This is a genomic window from Martinezella lusitana (assembly GCF_016901135.1).
In the GTDB taxonomy this organism is placed as follows: domain Bacteria; phylum Pseudomonadota; class Alphaproteobacteria; order Rhizobiales; family Rhizobiaceae; genus Rhizobium; species Rhizobium lusitanum_D.
On sequence record NZ_JAFEVL010000003.1, the window covers coordinates 420,295 to 436,288 of the forward strand.

Sequence of the window (15,994 nt, forward strand, 5' to 3'; positions counted from 1 at the left end):
CAACGCTCCCACCTCCTGGTGCTAGCCTGCAATCAATCAGGCTTGCGTATGTGGGAGGAGATGCATGTCGCCGAGTGCCGATATGCCGATTTTTAGCGAGGCGACCTCGTCGGAGGTCTTTGCCGGGCGCCTTCCTCAACAAAGAGGCAATCAGCTGGCTCAGCTGATGGCGGCTGTCGTGGAGCATGTCCACGACCTCATCAAGGAATTCCGGCCGACACAGGACGAGTGGCGCAAGGTGATTGCCTTTCTGACAGAGGTTGGCCACGCAAGCGACGAGCGCCGACAGGAATGGGTGCTGCTGTCAGATCTCCTCGGTGCCTCGGCGCTGGTCGAGGAAATCAACTCGAAGCGGCCGAAAGGCGCGACCCCGAATACGGTTCGGGGGCCTTTCTTCCGCGATGATGCCCCGGAGCGCGCGCCTGGCGCTTCGATCTCGCTCGATGGTGTGGGCGAGCCCCTTTCCGTGTCCGCACGTGTGCAGGATCTTGACGGCCAGCCTGTCGCCGGCGCCGAAGTCATCACCTGGCAGGCGAACGCTCAAGGGTTCTACGAAAACCAGCAGCCCGACCTGCAGCCCGAGTATAATCTGCGTGGCCTGTTTCGCACCGATCCTGATGGCCGCATCCGGTATCGAACCATCGTGCCGAAGGGATATGGCGTGCCGGACGACGGGCCGGTGGGCAGATTGCTCGCCAATGCTGGCTATCCCTTGCGCCGGCCCGCGCACCTGCATTTCGTCGTTCGCGCCGCGGGGTTCGAGACCATCACCACGCATGTCTACGATCGTAACGATCCGCATCTAGGCGAGGATGCCCTGTTCGGCGTGAAGCCCGAATTGCTGCGGGATTTCCGGGTCGCGGGTACGGATAACGCGTCGACGAAGATGCTCGACTTCACCTTCGTCATGGTCAGGGCAAAACCAGGGAGGCCGCGATGATCAGCGAATTTTCCTATGCCGGAAGTGCTGCCCGGATCGTCTTTGGCGAAGGCAAGAGCAACAGCGTGGCCGACTGGGTGGAGAAATCCGGCCGTCAGCGTGCACTGGTCCTGTCCACGCCGCAACAGCGCGCCGACGCGGAGGCTCTTTCGAAGAGCCTGGGGCAGCTCTCGGCCGGGGTTTTTGCCGGCGCAGTCATGCATACGCCGGTCGACGTGACGGAGAGGGCGATGGAAGCCGTTAGCGAAGCCAAGGCGGATTGTGTGGTGTCGCTCGGCGGTGGTTCGACGACCGGCCTTGGAAAGGCCATCGCCTATCGCACGGATCTGCTCCAGATCGTGGTGCCGACGACCTATGCCGGCTCCGAGGTCACGCCCATCCTCGGCCAGACCGAGCGGGGTGTGAAGACGACGGTACGGCATGAGAGGATATTGCCGGAGATCGTCATTTACGATCCGCTGCTGACCCATGGATTGCCGGTCATCATGAGCGTGACGAGCGGGCTGAACGCCATGGCGCATGCCGTCGAGGGACTTTATGCGCAGGATCGCAATCCGATTTCGAGCCTGATGGCGATCGAGGGGCTGAGGGCTTTCAAGTCCAGCCTACCGGCCATAGTCGATGATCCCAAGAATGCTTCTGCGCGTAGCGAAGCGCTCTATGCCGCATGGTTGTGCGGTTCGGTTCTCGGGGCCGTCGGCATGGCCCTGCACCATAAGATCTGCCACACGCTGGGCGGCCTGTTCGACACGCCGCATGCCGAGACGCATGCTGTCATGCTGCCGCATACGGCAGCCTTCAATGCGCATGCCGCGCGCAGCGAGCTTGCCCCGGCGGCGGAGCTTTTTGGCGGTTCCATCGGCGGTGGCCTCTGGGACTTTGCCAAGTCGATCGGCGCGCCCTTGAGCCTGAAGGCTGTCGGCCTCAGCGAGGAGGATCTCGACAGGGCCACATCGGCTGCAATGGAAAATCCTTACTGGAACCCGAGGCCGGTCGATCGCGCCTCGATCCGTCAAATGCTGCAGGAAGCCTGGGAAGGCAAACGCCCGGGGTAGGAAACGATCCGCGCCGCAGGCGCGCTCTTTGGGAGGAGAGGGGATCATGGGAGGAAACATGTTTACCAGACGCGATTTTCTGAAAACCACGGCTGCCGGCGGCACCGCGATTGCGGTATCCGCTTTCGCGGCGCCGGCGATTGCCCAGAAGAAGCCGATCAAGCTCGGCTATGTCAGCCCGCAGACCGGGCCGCTCGCCGGCTTCGGCGAGGCCGATAAGTTCGTCATCGACAATTTTATCGCGACGACCAAGAAGCTCGGCCTCAGCTACGAGGTCGTGGTCAAGGACAGCCAATCCAATCCCAATCGGGCGGCTGCCGTTGCGAAGGAACTGATCGTCACCGACGAGGTCAACCTGGTGCTGGTCTCGTCGACGCCGGAAACCACCAATCCGGTGTCCACCACCTGCGAGGCGGAGGAGATGCCCTGCATCTCCACGGTGGCGCCCTGGCAACCCTGGTTCATCGGCCAGCAGGGAAATCCGGGTGACCCGTCGAGCTGGAAGCCCTTCAACTATGCCTATCACTTCTTCTGGGGGCTTGAGGACATCATTGCCGTCTTTACCGGCATGTGGAGCCAGATCGAGACCAACAAGAAGGTCGGTGGCCTCTTCCCCAATGATGGTGACGGCAACGCCTGGGGCGACAAGGTCGTGGGCTTCCCGCCCGTGCTGGAAAAGCTCGGCTACAGCCTCACCGACACCGGCCGCTTCCAGAACCTGACGGATGATTTTTCCGCGCAGATCAACGCCTTCAAGCAGGGCCAGACCGATATCCTGACCGGCGTGCTCATTCCGCCCGACCTGACGACCTTCTGGAACCAGGCCAAGCAGCAGGGTCTCAAGCCAAAGATCGCGTCGATCGGCAAGGCGCTCCTGTTCCCGCAGACGGTGGCGGCATTGGGCAATGCCGGCCATAATCTCTCGACCGAGGTCTGGTGGACGCCGAGCCATCCCTTCAAATCGTCGTTGACGGGGCAAACGGCCGCCGACGTGGCTGCAGCCTTCACCCAGGCGACCGGCCGTCCATGGACGCAGCCAATCGGCTTCGCCCATGCGCTCTTCGAGCTCGCTGTCGATGTGATGAAGCGGGCCGAGGATGTGGGCGAGGGCGATGCCGTCGCCAAAGCCATCGGCGAGACCAAGTTGGATACGCTCGTCGGACCGATCGCCTGGGGAAGCGACAAGCTGCCGCCGTTCGCCCAGAAGAATGTCGCCAAGACGCCGCTGGTCGGCGGTCAATGGCGGCTGAAGACCGATGGCGGCTATGACCTCGTCGTGGTCGAAAACGGCCTGGCGCCCAACGTGCCCCTGGGCGGCAAGCTGGAAGCCCTGACGTGATCTCGCGCCGCCATCAAACCCGTTGCCCTACGCTCGACGTGGTGGGGCAACAGCAATCGGGAGGAGCGCCATGCCCCTGCTTGAGCTGAACGACGTATCCAAGTCTTTCGGGGCACTCGTGGTCGCCGAGAACATCGGCTTTTCGGTCGAGGCCGGCGAGGCCCTGGGCGTCATAGGACCGAATGGCGCGGGCAAGTCGACACTCTTCAATCTGATCACCGGCAATCTTGCTGTTGATCGCGGATCGATCGAATTTGACGGTCGCGACGTGACGCGTGATCCTCCCATGCATCGGTGCTTTGCCGGTATGGGGCGCACGTTTCAGATCCCGCAGCCCTTCGAGCGGTTGACGGTCTATGAAAACCTGCTGGTCGCCGGCGCCTTCGGTTCGCGAACTTCGGAGCGGGAGGTGGAAGCCTATTGCGCCGATGTCCTCGTCGACACGGGTCTCATCGGCAAGGCCAATAATCTTGCCGGTTCTCTGTCCCTGCTGGAACGGAAGAGACTGGAGTTGGCGCGTGCTTTGGCGACCAAGCCCAAGCTTCTCCTGCTCGATGAAATCGCCGGCGGCCTGACTGATGGCGAATGCCGGCAGCTGATCGCCACGATCAAACGCGTTCATCAGCGGGGTGTGACGATCATCTGGATCGAACACGTGCTGCATGCGCTGACGGCGGTGGCCGAGCGATTGCTCGTGCTCAACTTCGGGCGGATGATCGGCATCGGCGAGCCCGACGCCATCATGAACTCGCGCGACGTCCGCGAAATCTATCTCGGCATGGAGGTGTGATGGCAAACCTTCTGCAGATAGCCGGCCTCAAGGCCTTCTACCGCGATTTCCAGGCGCTCTTCGGCGTCGATCTGTACCTCGATGCCGGTGAAACGGTCGCGGTCATCGGTGCCAATGGCGCCGGCAAATCGACGTTGATGCGATCGATCGCCGGCGTTCTCAGCAACCAGCCTGAGATGGTGATCTACAAAGGTGAGCCGATCGGAGCGCTTTCTGCGCCCGACGTCATGGCTCGCGGCATCGCTCTCGTTCCGGAAGGGCGCAAGCTGTTTGCCTCCATGACCGTGGAGGAGAACCTGCTGATCGGAACATACGGCCGCAAGGTCGACGGACCGTGGACGCTGCGCAGCGTCTACGAGCTTTTTCCCATCCTTGAGGAGCGGCGGCACAATCCTTCGACGGCACTTTCCGGTGGCCAGCAGCAGATGGTGGCGATCGGTCGGGCGCTGATGTCCAATCCGCAGGTTCTGCTGTGCGATGAGCTGAGCCTTGGTCTGGCGCCCGTCGTCATCAAGGATATCTATGCGGCCTTCCCCCGCATCCGCGCTACGGGCGCCGCCATCGTCATCGTCGAGCAGGATATCGGCCAGGCGCTTGCCGTGTCCGACCGTGTCTACTGCATGATGGAAGGCCGGATCACCTTGACCGGCCGCCCCGGAGAACTCGACCGCGCGCAGATCCACGCCGCCTATTTCGGAGCTGATCAACATGAACTGGGTTGATACGATCCTCCAAGGCGTTCTGCTCGGCGGGCTCTATGCCCTGTTTGCCGCTGGGCTCAGCCTCGTGTTCGGCATCATGCGATTGGTCAATCTGGCGCATGGAGACCTTATCGTCTTTGCGGCCTTTCTCATCCTCGTGCTGGTCTCGATGCTTGGGGTCAATCCGTTCCTCGCCGCCGCGATCGCAGCACCCCTGATGTTCGCGATCGGCTGGCTGGTGCAATTCCTTCTTCTCAATCGCACCCTCGGCAAGGACATCCTGCCGCCGCTGCTCGTCACCTTCGGCCTCTCGATCGTCATCCAAAACGGGCTCATGGAAGGCTTCAGTGCCGACAGCCGCCGCGTGTCGGCCGGCGCACTGGAGACGGCCTCCATTCCGGTTGCCGGCCTCAATATCGGCCTCATGCCGCTGTTGACATTCGCCTCGGCAATCCTTGTCATCCTCGTGCTGAACCGCCTGATCTACAGCACATCGATCGGCCGCGCGTTCCGGGCAACCTCCGATGATCCGGTGACGGCAGGGTTGATGGGCATCCGTCCGGAACGGATTTTTGCCATGGCGACCGGGATCGCCATGGTCGTCGTGACGATCGCCGCACTTTATCTCGGAACCCGCGCGAATTTCGATCCGAGCGCCGGACCGTCGCGATTGATCTACGCCTTCGAGGCCGTGATCATCGGCGGTCTCGGCTCGCTATGGGGGACGCTCGCCGGCGGTATTATCCTTGGCGTTGCGCAGACCTTCGGTGCCGCCATCAATCCGGAGTGGCAGATCCTGGCGGGTCACATCGCCTTTCTCCTCGTACTCGTCTGCAAGCCGCGTGGTCTTTTCCCACGAGCGGTCGATTGAGGGCCCCATGACGTCAGGTTTCGAAACAATGATGACAGAAGATGGATCCCAAACCCCTTGGCGCACCGAAATAGGCACACGGCTTTCGACAGGCTTCGCGGGCGTCGCTCTGCTCTTGCTTGCGGGTTTGGCCTTCGCGCCCTTTTTGGTATCGCGCGGTGTGCTGCAGGACCTGTTCTTCATTCTGACCATGCTGGCGCTCGCGCAAAGCTGGAACCTTCTTGCCGGCTATGCCGGACTGATCTCGGTCGGGCAGCAGCTTTTCGTCGGCTGCGGTGCCTATGCCCTCTTCGGACTTGTCATCCTTCTCGGCCTGGACCCGATCCTCGCGGTGCTACTGGCCGGTGTGGTTGCGGCACTTCTCGCCATCCCCACCGCCTTCTTCGTGTTTCGCCTGCACGGACCCTATTTCGCCATCGGCACCTGGGTGATCGCGGAAGTCGGGCGGCTGGTGCTTGCGCAGTGGAAGATGCTCGGCGGCGGCACGGGAACCTCCTTACCGCGTGAGGCGACCAGGGACATGGCCGGCATCGCGCTGCTCAAGGATTGGTTCGGCATGAAGGCAGCGCTTGCCGCCGATGCCCTCACCTTCTGGCTGGCGCTGATCATGGTCGCGGTCACCATCGGCTTCGTCTATCGCCTGCTCAAAAGCAAGCAGGGCCTCGGCCTGGCGGCCGTGCGCGACAACGAGACCGCCGCTCGCGCGTTGGGTGTGGATGCCAGGCGCATGAAGGTGACGGTCTATCTCGCCACGGCCTTTCTGACAGGCATCGTCGGTGCCCTGATCTATCTGCAGAAGGGCCGGATTTCCCCGGATGCCGCCTTTTCGCTCACGGACTGGACCGCCTACGTGCTTTTCATCGTTGTTATCGGCGGCATCGGAACGATCGAGGGGCCGATCCTCGGCGTCATCCTATTCTTTTTCCTGCAGAATGCGCTCGCAAGCTATGGGTCCTGGTACCTGCTGCTGCTCGGTGCACTCGCGATCGCCACCATGTTGTTTGCGCCGCGCGGCCTTTGGGGCTTGGTCAGCGAGCGCACCGGCATCGAACTCTTTCCGGTCCGCCGTGTCTTGAAGGGCAGACCGCTCGCACAATCAGCAAAGGGAGGGCCAAATGGCTGACATCACAACCGACGTTCTCATCATTGGCACGGGGCCTGCCGGCTCGGCGACGGCCGCATTGCTGGCCAGCTACGGGTTGGAGCCTCTGGTGATCAACCGCTATCGCTGGCTGGCCACCACGCCGCGAGCGCACATCACCAACCAGCGCACCATGGAAGTTCTGCGCGATCTGGGCCGCGATGTGGAGGACGAAGCCTATATGTTCGCGACCGAACAGGAACTGATGGGCGAAAACGTCTTCTGCACGGCGATCAATGGCGAGGAGATCGGCCGCATGAAGAGCTGGGGCACGCATCCGCTCTCGCAGGCGGAACACCAGCTCTCATCGCCGAGCCATATGAACGATCTGCCCCAGACCTTCATGGAGCCGCTCCTCTTCAAGACCGCCTGTTCGCGTGGCGCGCAGGCGCGCATGTCGACGGAGTATCTGAGCCACGTACAGGACGAGGACGGCGTGACCACGACATGCCTCGATCGGCTGACGGGGAACGAGGTCACCGTGCGCTCCAAGTTTCTGATCGGCGCCGATGGCGGCAATTCCAAAGTTGCCGAGCATGCCGGCCTCAGCTTCGAGGGAAAGATGGGGGTCGCGGGCTCGATGAACATCCTCTTCGAGGCGGATCTCTCGCCCTATGTTTCGCGCCGTCCCTCGGTGCTTTACTGGGTGCTGCAGCCGGGAGCCGATGTCGGCGGCATCGGCATGGGCCTCGTGCGCATGGTGCGGCCCTGGCACGAGTGGTTGATCGTCTGGGGCTATGACATCAACGAACCGCCCCCGGCTGTCGACGAAGCATTTGCGATCAGGGTGGTGCGCGACCTCACCGGCGTTGCCGACCTGCAGCCGAAGATAAAATCCGTGTCGACCTGGACCGTCAACAACATGTACGCCACCGCCATGTCCAACGGCCGGGTGTTCTGCATGGGCGATGCCGCCCATCGCCATCCTCCCTCTAACGGCCTAGGCTCCAACACGTCCATTCAGGACGGTTTCAACCTCGCCTGGAAGCTGGCAATGGTGATCAGGGGGCAGGCGGGCCGTGGCCTTCTCGACAGCTATCAAGCGGAGCGGGCGCCGGTCGCCAAGCAGATCGTCACCCGCGCCAACAAGTCGATCGAGGAATTCGGGCCGATCTTCAGGGCGTGCGGCCTTCTGGACTCCGTCGATCCGGTGAAGATGCAGCAAAACATGGATGCCCGCTGTGACGACACGCCCGACGCCGAACGGCAGCGCAAGGAGATCCGCGAGGCCATTGCGGCCAAGGTCTATGAATTCGACGCGCATGGTGTCGAAATGAACCAGCGCTACCGGTCGGACGCCATCGTCACCGACGGGCAGCCGGAGCCCGATTTCGAGAAGGACGCGGAGCTGCATTATCAGCCGACGACATGGCCAGGCGCACGCCTGCCGCATGCCTGGCTCTTCGGCCCCGACGGGGAAAAGGTGTCGACGCTCGACATTACCGGCCATGGACGGTTTACCGTGCTGACCGGCATCGGCGGCGATGCCTGGCTTGCGGCGGCAAGGGCGCTTGCAAAGGAGCTCGGCATAGAGCTCATCGCGCACAAGATCGGTCCGCGGCAGCAATGGCAGGACTATACCGGCGATTGGGCGCGGGCGCGTGAAATCCGAGATTCGGGCGCCATCCTCGTTCGTCCGGATCATCACGTCGCCTGGCGCTGTGACGGCACCATCGCCGATCCTGTCGGTGAACTGCGCCGCGTGTTGAACATCATTTTGGATCGGTGACTGATCATGGAAGCGCATGAAAAAGGGTATTTCACAGAGGAAAACTCGGTCGAGGTCGTGACCGGCCGTAACGCCAACGCCAAAAGCGAACGGCTGAAGGAGATCATGTCGGTCGTTACGCAGAAGCTTCACGAGGCGGTAAAGCAGATCGAGCCGACCCAGGAAGAGTGGATGGAGGCGATCCTCTTCCTCACCCGGACGGGCGGGATGTGCAACGAGTGGCGTCAGGAATTTATCCTGCTTTCGGACGTGCTTGGCGTGTCGATGCTGGTCGACGCCATCAACAACCGCAAGCCTACGGGCGCATCCGAGAGCACCGTGCTGGGTCCGTTCCATGTCGCCGATGCGCCGGAATTGCCGATGGGCGCCAATATCTGCCTCGATAGCAAGGGCGAGGATATGGTGATCTCCGGCCGCATCCTGGATATAGAGGGTAACCCTATCAAGGATGCGGTCATTGATGTCTGGCAGGCCAATGACGAGGGCTTCTACGATGTCCAGCAGAAAGGTCTTCAGCCTGATTTTAATCTGCGCGGGATATTCCGAACCGGAGCGGATGGCACCTACTGGTTCCGGGCGGTCAAGCCGAAATACTATCCGATCCCGGATGATGGACCGGTCGGCCAGTTGCTGGCCCAGCTCGGCCGTCACCCGTACCGGCCGGCGCATCTGCACTACATCATCTCGGCCGATGGTTTTGAAACGCTGACGACCCACATCTTCGATCCGGATGATCCCTACATCCATTCGGATGCGGTCTTCGGCGTGAAGGAGAGCCTGCTCGCTAAGTTCAGGCTGACGGAAGATCAAGCACGGTCGAAACAGCTAGAATTCTCGGGCAAATTCTGGGAGGTCAACCACGACTTCGTTCTCGCCCATAAGCGAGAAGTCTAGGACATGGTTAACGATGCGTCTTGGACAATCGGCAGCCGGAAGGTGGGCTGCCGATCCTTGTCGTCAGCGGCTTACGAGGCCTTGGCTTCGAAGGCGGGCGCGAAATCGCCCAGTGACTTCGCCTTGAGGATCAGGCCTTCGATATCCTCATCGACGATCGCTTCAAGATCGCTGAAGCTATCAATGACGTAATAGATCGGCTGGACGATATCGATCCGGTAGGGCGTTCTGAGCACGCTCAAGAGATCGAACGGCCGAAACTCGCACGACTTGCCCTCCATTGCCGCTTTCGCTTCGCTTGGCGAGGAGACGATGCCTGCGCCGAAGCAGCGGCGGCCTTCCGGCGTATTGATCAGGCCGAACTCGACAGTGAACCAGAAGATGCGGAACAGATGCCAGGAATAGCCCTTGCCGAGACGCACGGCGGTTTCGCCGAAATGCCTTACGAAATTGGCGTAACTCTGGTTGGTCAGCAGCGGGCAGTGGCCGAAGACCTCGTGGAACAGGTCCGGTTCCTCGATATAGTCGATGTGCTCGCGGCGACGCAGGAAGGTTGCGAGCGGAAACTTGCCCTGCGACAAGAGCTCGTAGAAGCGGGAAGGCGGAATGAGCGCCGGCACGCCTTCCACGCCGAAGCCCGTCGTTTCGTTCAGGCGGCGGTTGACATCGCGCAGTTGCGGCACCTTGTCCGGCTTGAGCCCCAGGGTTTTGACGCCGTCCAGATACTCGCGGCAAGCCATATTGGCGAGCAGCTTTAACTGACGCCCGTAGAGTTCGCCCCAAATCGCATCTTCTTCGGCGGTGTAGGCGTATAAGCCATCCGGGCCTGGCAATTTGGCGGTGTAGCTGCTTTCCTTGACCATAGCTCGATCCTCCCAGAGGCTGCGATATCTTTCCAATTATGAACCGAGTTCGCGGGAAATTCTTTCCTTTTCCGGCGAAAATAGGCATGATGTTGGCAAGTTTTCTCAAGGATCGCGCGAAAATGAAAGAATCTGGGAATCCTCACCGCAAGCTTCTGCAATCGATCCAGGCCGATGGCAGTCTTTCGCTGGCAGACCTGTCGGAAAAGGCCGGCATGTCGCAGAGTTCGACATGGCGAAAGATCCAGGAACTGGAGTCGGATGGTGTCATCCGCAAGCGCGTGACGCTGCTCGATCCCGGCAAACTCGATCTCAAGCTCTGCGTGATCGCCCATGTAACGCTGGAGGATCACCACGAGGAGACGGTGGCGTCTTTTGCCTCGGTGGTATCGGAGCGGCCGGAGATCATGGAATGCTATGCCCTGTCCGGCGCCTTCGACTACATGCTGAAGATCAGGGCGAGGGATGTGGAAAGCTACGAGGCCTTCATGACCCATTACCTCCTGCGCAACCGGCGTGTGCGCACGGTGGTGTCGAGCTTTGTGCTGCGTGAATTGAAGTTCTCGACCGAACTGCCGATCTAGCGCCTGTAGCGCCGGATGCACGCCGCCAATTCAGCTGTGCTGCATGAGAACCGGGAACCCTTCGAATGTCTTGAGTGTGTCGAGGACAATGGAAGTCTTTACGTGCTGCACCGACTCGTGCGGCAACAGGACGTCGTTGACGAATCTCGAGAGGCCGGCGAGCCCGCGGGTCGCGATCTTCAGGTGATAATCCATCTCGCCCGTCAGCGCATAGGCTTCCAGCACTTCCGGCAGCCCGTTGATCAATTGCGAAAATCGGCGGGCATTGTCCCGGTTGTGGGTCGCAAGCGTCACGGAGATGACCACCAGCATGTCCAGACCCAGCTTCTGGCGATCGAGATTGGCCTGATAGCCGCGAATATAGCCCTCCGCCTCCAGCCTGGTGCGCCGGCGTGAGCACTGCGACGGCGAAAGTGCGATGCGCTCACCCAGTTCGTTGTTCGTCAGCCTGCCATCCTTCTGCAACTCCTCGAGAAGACGCAGATCCAGTTTATCGAGCGGTTCATCCATTGCGCAAAACTTTCAAAAAGCTCACAGATTGTGTATAATATTTTCGTTTTGCATTGAGAATGCAAGCACTTTGCGCGCATTTTGGGCCATACTTTGCATAGTCAAAGTACCATCTCTGAGGAGGAGAAAATGGGTCCTTTTCCGCATGATGCGCCGCCGTCGGAAATCACCGCCGACAATCCGGCCGGCACCGACGGCTTCGAATTCGTTGAATTCGCTCACCCCGAGCCCGAGAAACTGCGCGAGCTCTTCACGCGCATGGGCTATGTTCCCGTCGCCAAGCACAAGACGAAGGACATCACCGTCTGGCGTCAAGGCGATATCAATTATGTCCTGAATGCCGAGCCGGGCAGCCATGCCGCCCGTTTTGTGGCAGAACACGGCCCCGCCGCCCCGTCGATGGCCTGGCGGGTCGTTGACGCCAAGCACGCCTTCGACCACGCCGTGTCAAAAGGTGCCGTTCCCTATGAAGGGAATGACAAGGCGCTCGATGTCCCGGCGATCGTCGGCATCGGCGGTTCGCTGCTCTATTTCGTCGAGACCTATGGTAAAAAGGGATCAGCTTACGATGCCGAGTTCGATTGGCTCGGCGAGCAGAATCCGCATCCCGAAGGTGTCGGCTTCTATTATCTCGACCATCTCACGCACAACGTCTTCCGCGGTAACATGGACAAGTGGTGGGCATTTTATCGCGAACTGTTCAATTTCAAGCAGATCCACTTCTTCGATATCGACGGGCGCATCACCGGTCTGGTGAGCCGCGCGATCACGTCTCCCTGCGGCAAGATCCGCATTCCGCTGAATGAATCGAAGGATGACACAAGCCAGATCGAGGAGTTCCTGAAGAAGTACAAGGGCGAGGGCATCCAGCACATCGCCGTCGGAACGGAAGACATCTACGAAGGCACCGACAGGCTCGCCGACAATGGCCTGCGCTTCATGCCAGGTCCGCCGGAGACCTACTACGATATGTCCTATAAGCGTGTGAACGGCCACGACGAGCCCATCGACCGGATGAAAAAGCATGGTATTCTCATCGACGGCGAAGGTGTGGTGAATGGCGGCCTGACGAAGATCCTGCTGCAGATCTTCTCCAAAACCGTCATCGGCCCGATCTTCTTCGAATTCATTCAGCGCAAAGGCGACGAGGGCTTCGGCGAAGGCAATTTCCGTGCTCTTTTCGAGTCGATCGAGGCGGATCAGATCAAGCGCGGTGTCATCGGCACGGCGGCCGAATGATCTCCAGGCGACCCGGTGATTGCATTGGGTCGCCCTCAGTTTTCGGGAGGAATTGAGCGATGGACCAGACGATATCTAAGACTTCCGACCGTGAGGCTCTGGCGGCAAGTAACCTCAAATACATGCCCGGATTCGGCAACGATTTCGAAAGCGAGTCGCTTCCTGGCGCTTTGCCGCAAGGCCAGAACAGCCCGCAGAAATGCAACTACGGTCTTTATGCCGAGCAGCTTTCCGGCTCGCCTTTCACGGCACCACGCGGGACGAACGAAAGATCCTGGCTCTATCGCATTCGTCCAAGCGTGCGCCATACCCGCCGCTTTTCGAATGCTTCCTATCCGCTCTGGAAATCGGCGCCTTGCCTGGACGATCATTCGCTTCCGCTCGGCCAGCTCCGCTGGGGTCCCGTGCCGGTGCCTGACGAAAAGCTGACCTTCCTTGAAGGGGTGCGGACGATCACGACGGCGGGCGATGTCCTGACCCAGACAGGGATGGCCGCTCATGCCTATGTCTTCAACGAGGACATGGTTGACGACTACTTCTTCAATGCCGATGGCGAATTGCTGGTCGCCCCGCAGATCGGCGCCATTCGAATATTCACTGAAATGGGTGTCATCGATGTCGAGCCCTTGGAAATATGCATCATCCCTCGCGGCATGATGTTCAAGGTGCTGCGCATCGGCGACCAGAAGGTCTGGCGCGGATATATCTGTGAGAATTACGGCGCGAAATTCACGTTGCCGGATCGCGGGCCGATCGGCGCGAACTGCCTGGCAAACCCACGCGACTTCAAGACGCCGGTCGCAGCATTCGAGGACAAGGAAACGCCTTGCCGCGTGCATGTCAAATGGTGTGGGAAATTCTATGTCACGGACATCGGCCACTCCCCCCTCGATGTGGTGGCCTGGCATGGCAATTATGCGCCTTACAAATACGACCTGCGGACATTCTCCCCGGTCGGCGCGATCCTGTTCGATCACCCCGATCCCTCGATTTTCACGGTGCTGACCGCGCCGACCGAAGCAGCAGGCACGGCGAATGTCGATTTCGTGATTTTCCCACCGCGCTGGCTGGTGGCCGAACACACCTTCCGTCCGCCCTGGTACCACCGCAACATCATGAGCGAGTTCATGGGCCTGATCCACGGTCAGTATGATGCAAAGGAAGAGGGCTTCGTGCCGGGCGGCATAAGTCTGCACAACATGATGCTTCCCCATGGACCGGATGCGTCGGGCTTCGAAAAGGCATCCAATACGGAACTCAAGCCCGTGAAGCTCGATAACACCATGGCCTTCATGTTCGAGACCCGGTACCCGCAGCAGGTGACGAAATACGCGGCGGAGCTGGAAACGCTGCAGGATAATTACCTGGAGTGCTGGGACGGCCTGGAGCGCAGGTTCGACGGCACGCCGGGCATCAAGTGAAGACCGGCCACGCATCCTCTGACGGTGGAACCAGCACATGAAGCTTGCGACTTTGAAAGACTCCACTAGGGACGGCCGGCTCGTCGTCGTCTCCCGCGACCTGACCCGCTGCTCCGAGGTCGGTCATATCGCCCGCACCTTGCAGGCCGCCCTCGACGACTGGGAGCATGTGGCGCCTAGACTTCAGCAGGTTGCCGAGGGTATCGAGACGGGCGCCCAGCCGACGATGAGGTTCCATGAACACGACGCCGCATCGCCTTTGCCGCGGGCCTATCAGTGGGCTGACGGTTCTGCCTATGTCAATCATGTCGAACTGGTGCGCAAGGCGCGGGGTGCCGAGTTGCCGACAAGCTTCTGGACCGATCCGCTGATGTACCAGGGCGGCTCGGACGGCTTCCTCGCACCACGCGATCCGATCGTGGCGGCCGACGAGGCTTATGGGATCGACATGGAGGGCGAGGTCGCCGTTATCGTCGGCGACGTCGCCATGGGGTCAAGTCCGCAGCTTGCCAGGCAAGCCATCCGTTTGGTGATGCTCGTCAACGACGTGTCGCTGCGCGGCCTCATTCCGCAAGAGCTGGCAAAGGGGTTCGGTTTCTTCCAGTCCAAGCCGGCATCGGCATTCTCTCCGGTCGCCGTGACGCCGGACGAGCTCGCAGAGGCCTGGGATGGCGGCAAGCTGCATCTCCCCTTGCTCGTGACCTTGAACGCCAAGCCATTCGGGAAGGCGAATGCCGGCGTCGACATGACGTTCGATTTTGGCCAGCTGATCGCCCATGCCGCCAAGACCCGTGATCTTGTAGCCGGAACGATCATCGGCTCGGGAACGGTCTCCAACAAGCTAGAGGGCGGGCCGGGCAAGCCGGTCGAGAGCGGTGGTGCCGGCTATTCCTGCATCGCCGAGATCCGGATGATCGAGACCATCGAAAACGGATCGCCGAAGACTCCCTTCCTGCGGTTCGGCGATCAGGTCCGCATCGAGATGCACGACCGTGCCGGGCATTCGATCTTCGGAGCGATCGAGCAGACCGTCGAAAGACATGGAGGATCGGAGCTGCAATGAATGAGGTCGTTCTCTACGACTACTGGCGATCATCGGCGAGTTATCGCGTCCGCATCGCGCTCAACATGCTCGAGATTGACCATAAGACCGTATCGATCAACTTGCTGGAAGGTGAACAGAGGGGGCCAGACTATCTGGCGCTCAACCCACAGGGGCTCGTACCGACGCTGGTGATCGATGGGAGAACGCTGACGCAGTCGCTGTCCATCATCGAATATCTGGCGGAGCTTCGGCCCGAGTGCGGTTTGATGCCGGCGGATAGTGCAGGCCGCCAGCACGTGCGGGCGCTTGCCTACGCGATCGCCATGGACATCCATCCGATATGCAACACGCATGTCGCAGCCTATGTCATGACTATAACGGACAAGGCCGGCGCCCGCGAAGAATGGATGAAGCATTTCATTGCGGATGGACTTCGCAAGCTGGAAGTGATGCTCGGCGAATTCAACGGGGATTTCAGCTTTGGAGATCGGCCGACGATGGCGGACCTCTGCCTTGTCCCGCAAGTCTATAACGCCCGTCGCTGGGGAGTTGATGTGACTGATCTCAAGCGCATCGTTGAAATCGATGGCCGGTGCGCCGAGCTGCCTGCCTTCCAGGCAGCGCATCCGGACCGCGTGAAACCGTAGTGTAAGGTCCGAGGCGCAACGGCGAAAATCTGCGACCAGTCTCTCCAATACAGCGGTCCGCCGGGCAGCAATCTGAGTGTCGATCCCCGAAGCAACGAGATGGCATCGTCAACTTAACGGAACGTGGAATTTGAAGTGCGATGACGGGCGATGACAGATCGTGATCCGCTATATCGTCGCCATCGCTTTCCCGCTGAAATCATTGCCCACGCGGTGTGGCTTTAT

The 15,994-nt window shown here is 60.6% G+C and carries 16 protein-coding genes and 1 pseudogene; 15 read left to right on the forward strand and 2 right to left on the reverse strand.

The annotated features are described in order from the left end of the window. Nucleotides 1–64 precede the first annotated feature (64 nt). The 9 genes from JTP94_RS02625 to JTP94_RS02665 all read left to right on the forward strand — a co-directional run bounded on the left by JTP94_RS02625 (nt 65) and on the right by JTP94_RS02665 (nt 9,460). Nucleotides 65–940: a dioxygenase gene (locus JTP94_RS02625; RefSeq protein WP_204848992.1), complete on the forward strand. Its 876-nt coding sequence runs from the start codon at nt 65–67 to the stop codon at nt 938–940. Next, nucleotides 937–1,995, forward strand: a complete 1,059-nt coding sequence (locus JTP94_RS02630; protein WP_204848993.1) for a maleylacetate reductase — start codon at nt 937–939, stop codon at nt 1,993–1,995. The genes JTP94_RS02625 and JTP94_RS02630 overlap by 4 nt, the downstream gene beginning before the upstream one ends. 58 nt (nt 1,996–2,053) lie before the next feature. Continuing rightward, on the forward strand, nt 2,054–3,334 hold the full coding sequence (locus tag JTP94_RS02635; protein WP_204848994.1) for an ABC transporter substrate-binding protein: 1,281 nt from the start codon (nt 2,054–2,056) through the stop codon (nt 3,332–3,334). A 70-nt stretch (nt 3,335–3,404) separates the two neighbouring features. Continuing rightward, nucleotides 3,405–4,124 (forward strand): ABC transporter ATP-binding protein, encoded by a 720-nt coding sequence (locus JTP94_RS02640; RefSeq protein WP_204848995.1) that lies wholly within the window; start codon nt 3,405–3,407, stop codon nt 4,122–4,124. Then, nucleotides 4,124–4,846, forward strand: a complete 723-nt coding sequence (locus tag JTP94_RS02645; protein WP_204848996.1) for an ABC transporter ATP-binding protein — start codon at nt 4,124–4,126, stop codon at nt 4,844–4,846. Before JTP94_RS02640 ends, JTP94_RS02645 begins: the two co-directional genes overlap by 1 nt. After that, nucleotides 4,833–5,696, forward strand: coding sequence for a branched-chain amino acid ABC transporter permease (locus tag JTP94_RS02650; RefSeq protein WP_204848997.1), 864 nt, complete (start codon nt 4,833–4,835; stop codon nt 5,694–5,696). The genes JTP94_RS02645 and JTP94_RS02650 overlap by 14 nt, the downstream gene beginning before the upstream one ends. Nucleotides 5,697–5,703: 7 nt before the next feature. Further along, complete coding sequence (locus JTP94_RS02655; protein WP_204848998.1) at nt 5,704–6,819, forward strand: branched-chain amino acid ABC transporter permease; 1,116 nt, start codon at nt 5,704–5,706, stop codon at nt 6,817–6,819. Then, complete coding sequence (locus tag JTP94_RS02660) at nt 6,812–8,566, forward strand: FAD-dependent monooxygenase (RefSeq protein WP_204848999.1); 1,755 nt, start codon at nt 6,812–6,814, stop codon at nt 8,564–8,566. Before JTP94_RS02655 ends, JTP94_RS02660 begins: the two co-directional genes overlap by 8 nt. Nucleotides 8,567–8,572: 6 nt before the next feature. Next, nucleotides 8,573–9,460, forward strand: a complete 888-nt coding sequence (locus JTP94_RS02665; RefSeq protein ID WP_204849000.1) for an intradiol ring-cleavage dioxygenase — start codon at nt 8,573–8,575, stop codon at nt 9,458–9,460. Between the two features lie 71 nt (nt 9,461–9,531). Here JTP94_RS02665 and JTP94_RS02670 read toward each other — a convergent pair whose 3' ends face one another. Further along, nucleotides 9,532–10,323: a phenylalanine 4-monooxygenase gene (locus JTP94_RS02670; protein ID WP_204849001.1), complete on the reverse strand. Its 792-nt coding sequence runs from the start codon at nt 10,321–10,323 to the stop codon at nt 9,532–9,534. A gap of 122 nt (nt 10,324–10,445) precedes the next feature. Here JTP94_RS02670 and JTP94_RS02675 point away from each other — a divergent pair, with 122 nt between their 5' ends. Then, nucleotides 10,446–10,907: an Lrp/AsnC family transcriptional regulator gene (locus JTP94_RS02675; RefSeq protein WP_034506095.1), complete on the forward strand. Its 462-nt coding sequence runs from the start codon at nt 10,446–10,448 to the stop codon at nt 10,905–10,907. A gap of 30 nt (nt 10,908–10,937) precedes the next feature. Here JTP94_RS02675 and JTP94_RS02680 read toward each other — a convergent pair whose 3' ends face one another. Next, a complete protein-coding gene (locus JTP94_RS02680; protein WP_204849002.1) occupies nt 10,938–11,417 on the reverse strand; it encodes an Lrp/AsnC family transcriptional regulator in 480 nt (159 codons plus the stop codon). A 129-nt stretch (nt 11,418–11,546) separates the two neighbouring features. Here JTP94_RS02680 and hppD point away from each other — a divergent pair, with 129 nt between their 5' ends. From hppD to JTP94_RS02705, 5 genes and pseudogenes are all read left to right on the forward strand, one after another. Further along, a complete protein-coding gene (gene hppD, locus JTP94_RS02685) occupies nt 11,547–12,656 on the forward strand; it encodes a 4-hydroxyphenylpyruvate dioxygenase (protein WP_204849003.1) in 1,110 nt (369 codons plus the stop codon). Nucleotides 12,657–12,715: 59 nt separating this feature from the next. Further along, nucleotides 12,716–14,077, forward strand: coding sequence for a homogentisate 1,2-dioxygenase (gene hmgA / locus JTP94_RS02690; protein ID WP_204849004.1), 1,362 nt, complete (start codon nt 12,716–12,718; stop codon nt 14,075–14,077). Between the two features lie 37 nt (nt 14,078–14,114). Next, the gene (locus JTP94_RS02695) at nt 14,115–15,140 is read left to right on the forward strand and encodes a fumarylacetoacetate hydrolase family protein (protein WP_204849005.1); all 1,026 of its coding nucleotides are present in this window, start codon (nt 14,115–14,117) and stop codon (nt 15,138–15,140) included. Next, nucleotides 15,137–15,769, forward strand: a complete 633-nt coding sequence (maiA, locus tag JTP94_RS02700) for a maleylacetoacetate isomerase (protein ID WP_204849006.1) — start codon at nt 15,137–15,139, stop codon at nt 15,767–15,769. Before JTP94_RS02695 ends, maiA begins: the two co-directional genes overlap by 4 nt. Nucleotides 15,770–15,919: 150 nt before the next feature. After that, a pseudogene (locus JTP94_RS02705) lies at nt 15,920–15,994 on the forward strand (IS6 family transposase); the annotation flags it as partial.

What these genes read in the sequence shown, in the direction of transcription:
- JTP94_RS02625 (WP_204848992.1), top strand. Translation starts at nt 65, where the DNA reads ATGTCGCCGAGTGCCGATATGCCGATTTTTAGCGAGGCGACCTCGTCG.
- JTP94_RS02630 (WP_204848993.1), top strand. Translation starts at nt 937, where the DNA reads ATGATCAGCGAATTTTCCTATGCCGGAAGTGCTGCCCGGATCGTCTTT.
- JTP94_RS02635 (WP_204848994.1), top strand. Translation starts at nt 2,054, where the DNA reads ATGTTTACCAGACGCGATTTTCTGAAAACCACGGCTGCCGGCGGCACC.
- JTP94_RS02640 (WP_204848995.1), top strand. Translation starts at nt 3,405, where the DNA reads ATGCCCCTGCTTGAGCTGAACGACGTATCCAAGTCTTTCGGGGCACTC.
- JTP94_RS02645 (WP_204848996.1), top strand. Translation starts at nt 4,124, where the DNA reads ATGGCAAACCTTCTGCAGATAGCCGGCCTCAAGGCCTTCTACCGCGAT.
- JTP94_RS02650 (WP_204848997.1), top strand. Translation starts at nt 4,833, where the DNA reads ATGAACTGGGTTGATACGATCCTCCAAGGCGTTCTGCTCGGCGGGCTC.
- JTP94_RS02655 (WP_204848998.1), top strand. Translation starts at nt 5,704, where the DNA reads ATGACGTCAGGTTTCGAAACAATGATGACAGAAGATGGATCCCAAACC.
- JTP94_RS02660 (WP_204848999.1), top strand. Translation starts at nt 6,812, where the DNA reads ATGGCTGACATCACAACCGACGTTCTCATCATTGGCACGGGGCCTGCC.
- JTP94_RS02665 (WP_204849000.1), top strand. Translation starts at nt 8,573, where the DNA reads ATGGAAGCGCATGAAAAAGGGTATTTCACAGAGGAAAACTCGGTCGAG.
- JTP94_RS02670 (WP_204849001.1), bottom strand. Translation starts at nt 10,323, where the DNA reads ATGGTCAAGGAAAGCAGCTACACCGCCAAATTGCCAGGCCCGGATGGC.
- JTP94_RS02675 (WP_034506095.1), top strand. Translation starts at nt 10,446, where the DNA reads ATGAAAGAATCTGGGAATCCTCACCGCAAGCTTCTGCAATCGATCCAG.
- JTP94_RS02680 (WP_204849002.1), bottom strand. Translation starts at nt 11,417, where the DNA reads ATGGATGAACCGCTCGATAAACTGGATCTGCGTCTTCTCGAGGAGTTG.
- hppD (WP_204849003.1), top strand. Translation starts at nt 11,547, where the DNA reads ATGGGTCCTTTTCCGCATGATGCGCCGCCGTCGGAAATCACCGCCGAC.
- hmgA (WP_204849004.1), top strand. Translation starts at nt 12,716, where the DNA reads ATGGACCAGACGATATCTAAGACTTCCGACCGTGAGGCTCTGGCGGCA.
- JTP94_RS02695 (WP_204849005.1), top strand. Translation starts at nt 14,115, where the DNA reads ATGAAGCTTGCGACTTTGAAAGACTCCACTAGGGACGGCCGGCTCGTC.
- maiA (WP_204849006.1), top strand. Translation starts at nt 15,137, where the DNA reads ATGAATGAGGTCGTTCTCTACGACTACTGGCGATCATCGGCGAGTTAT.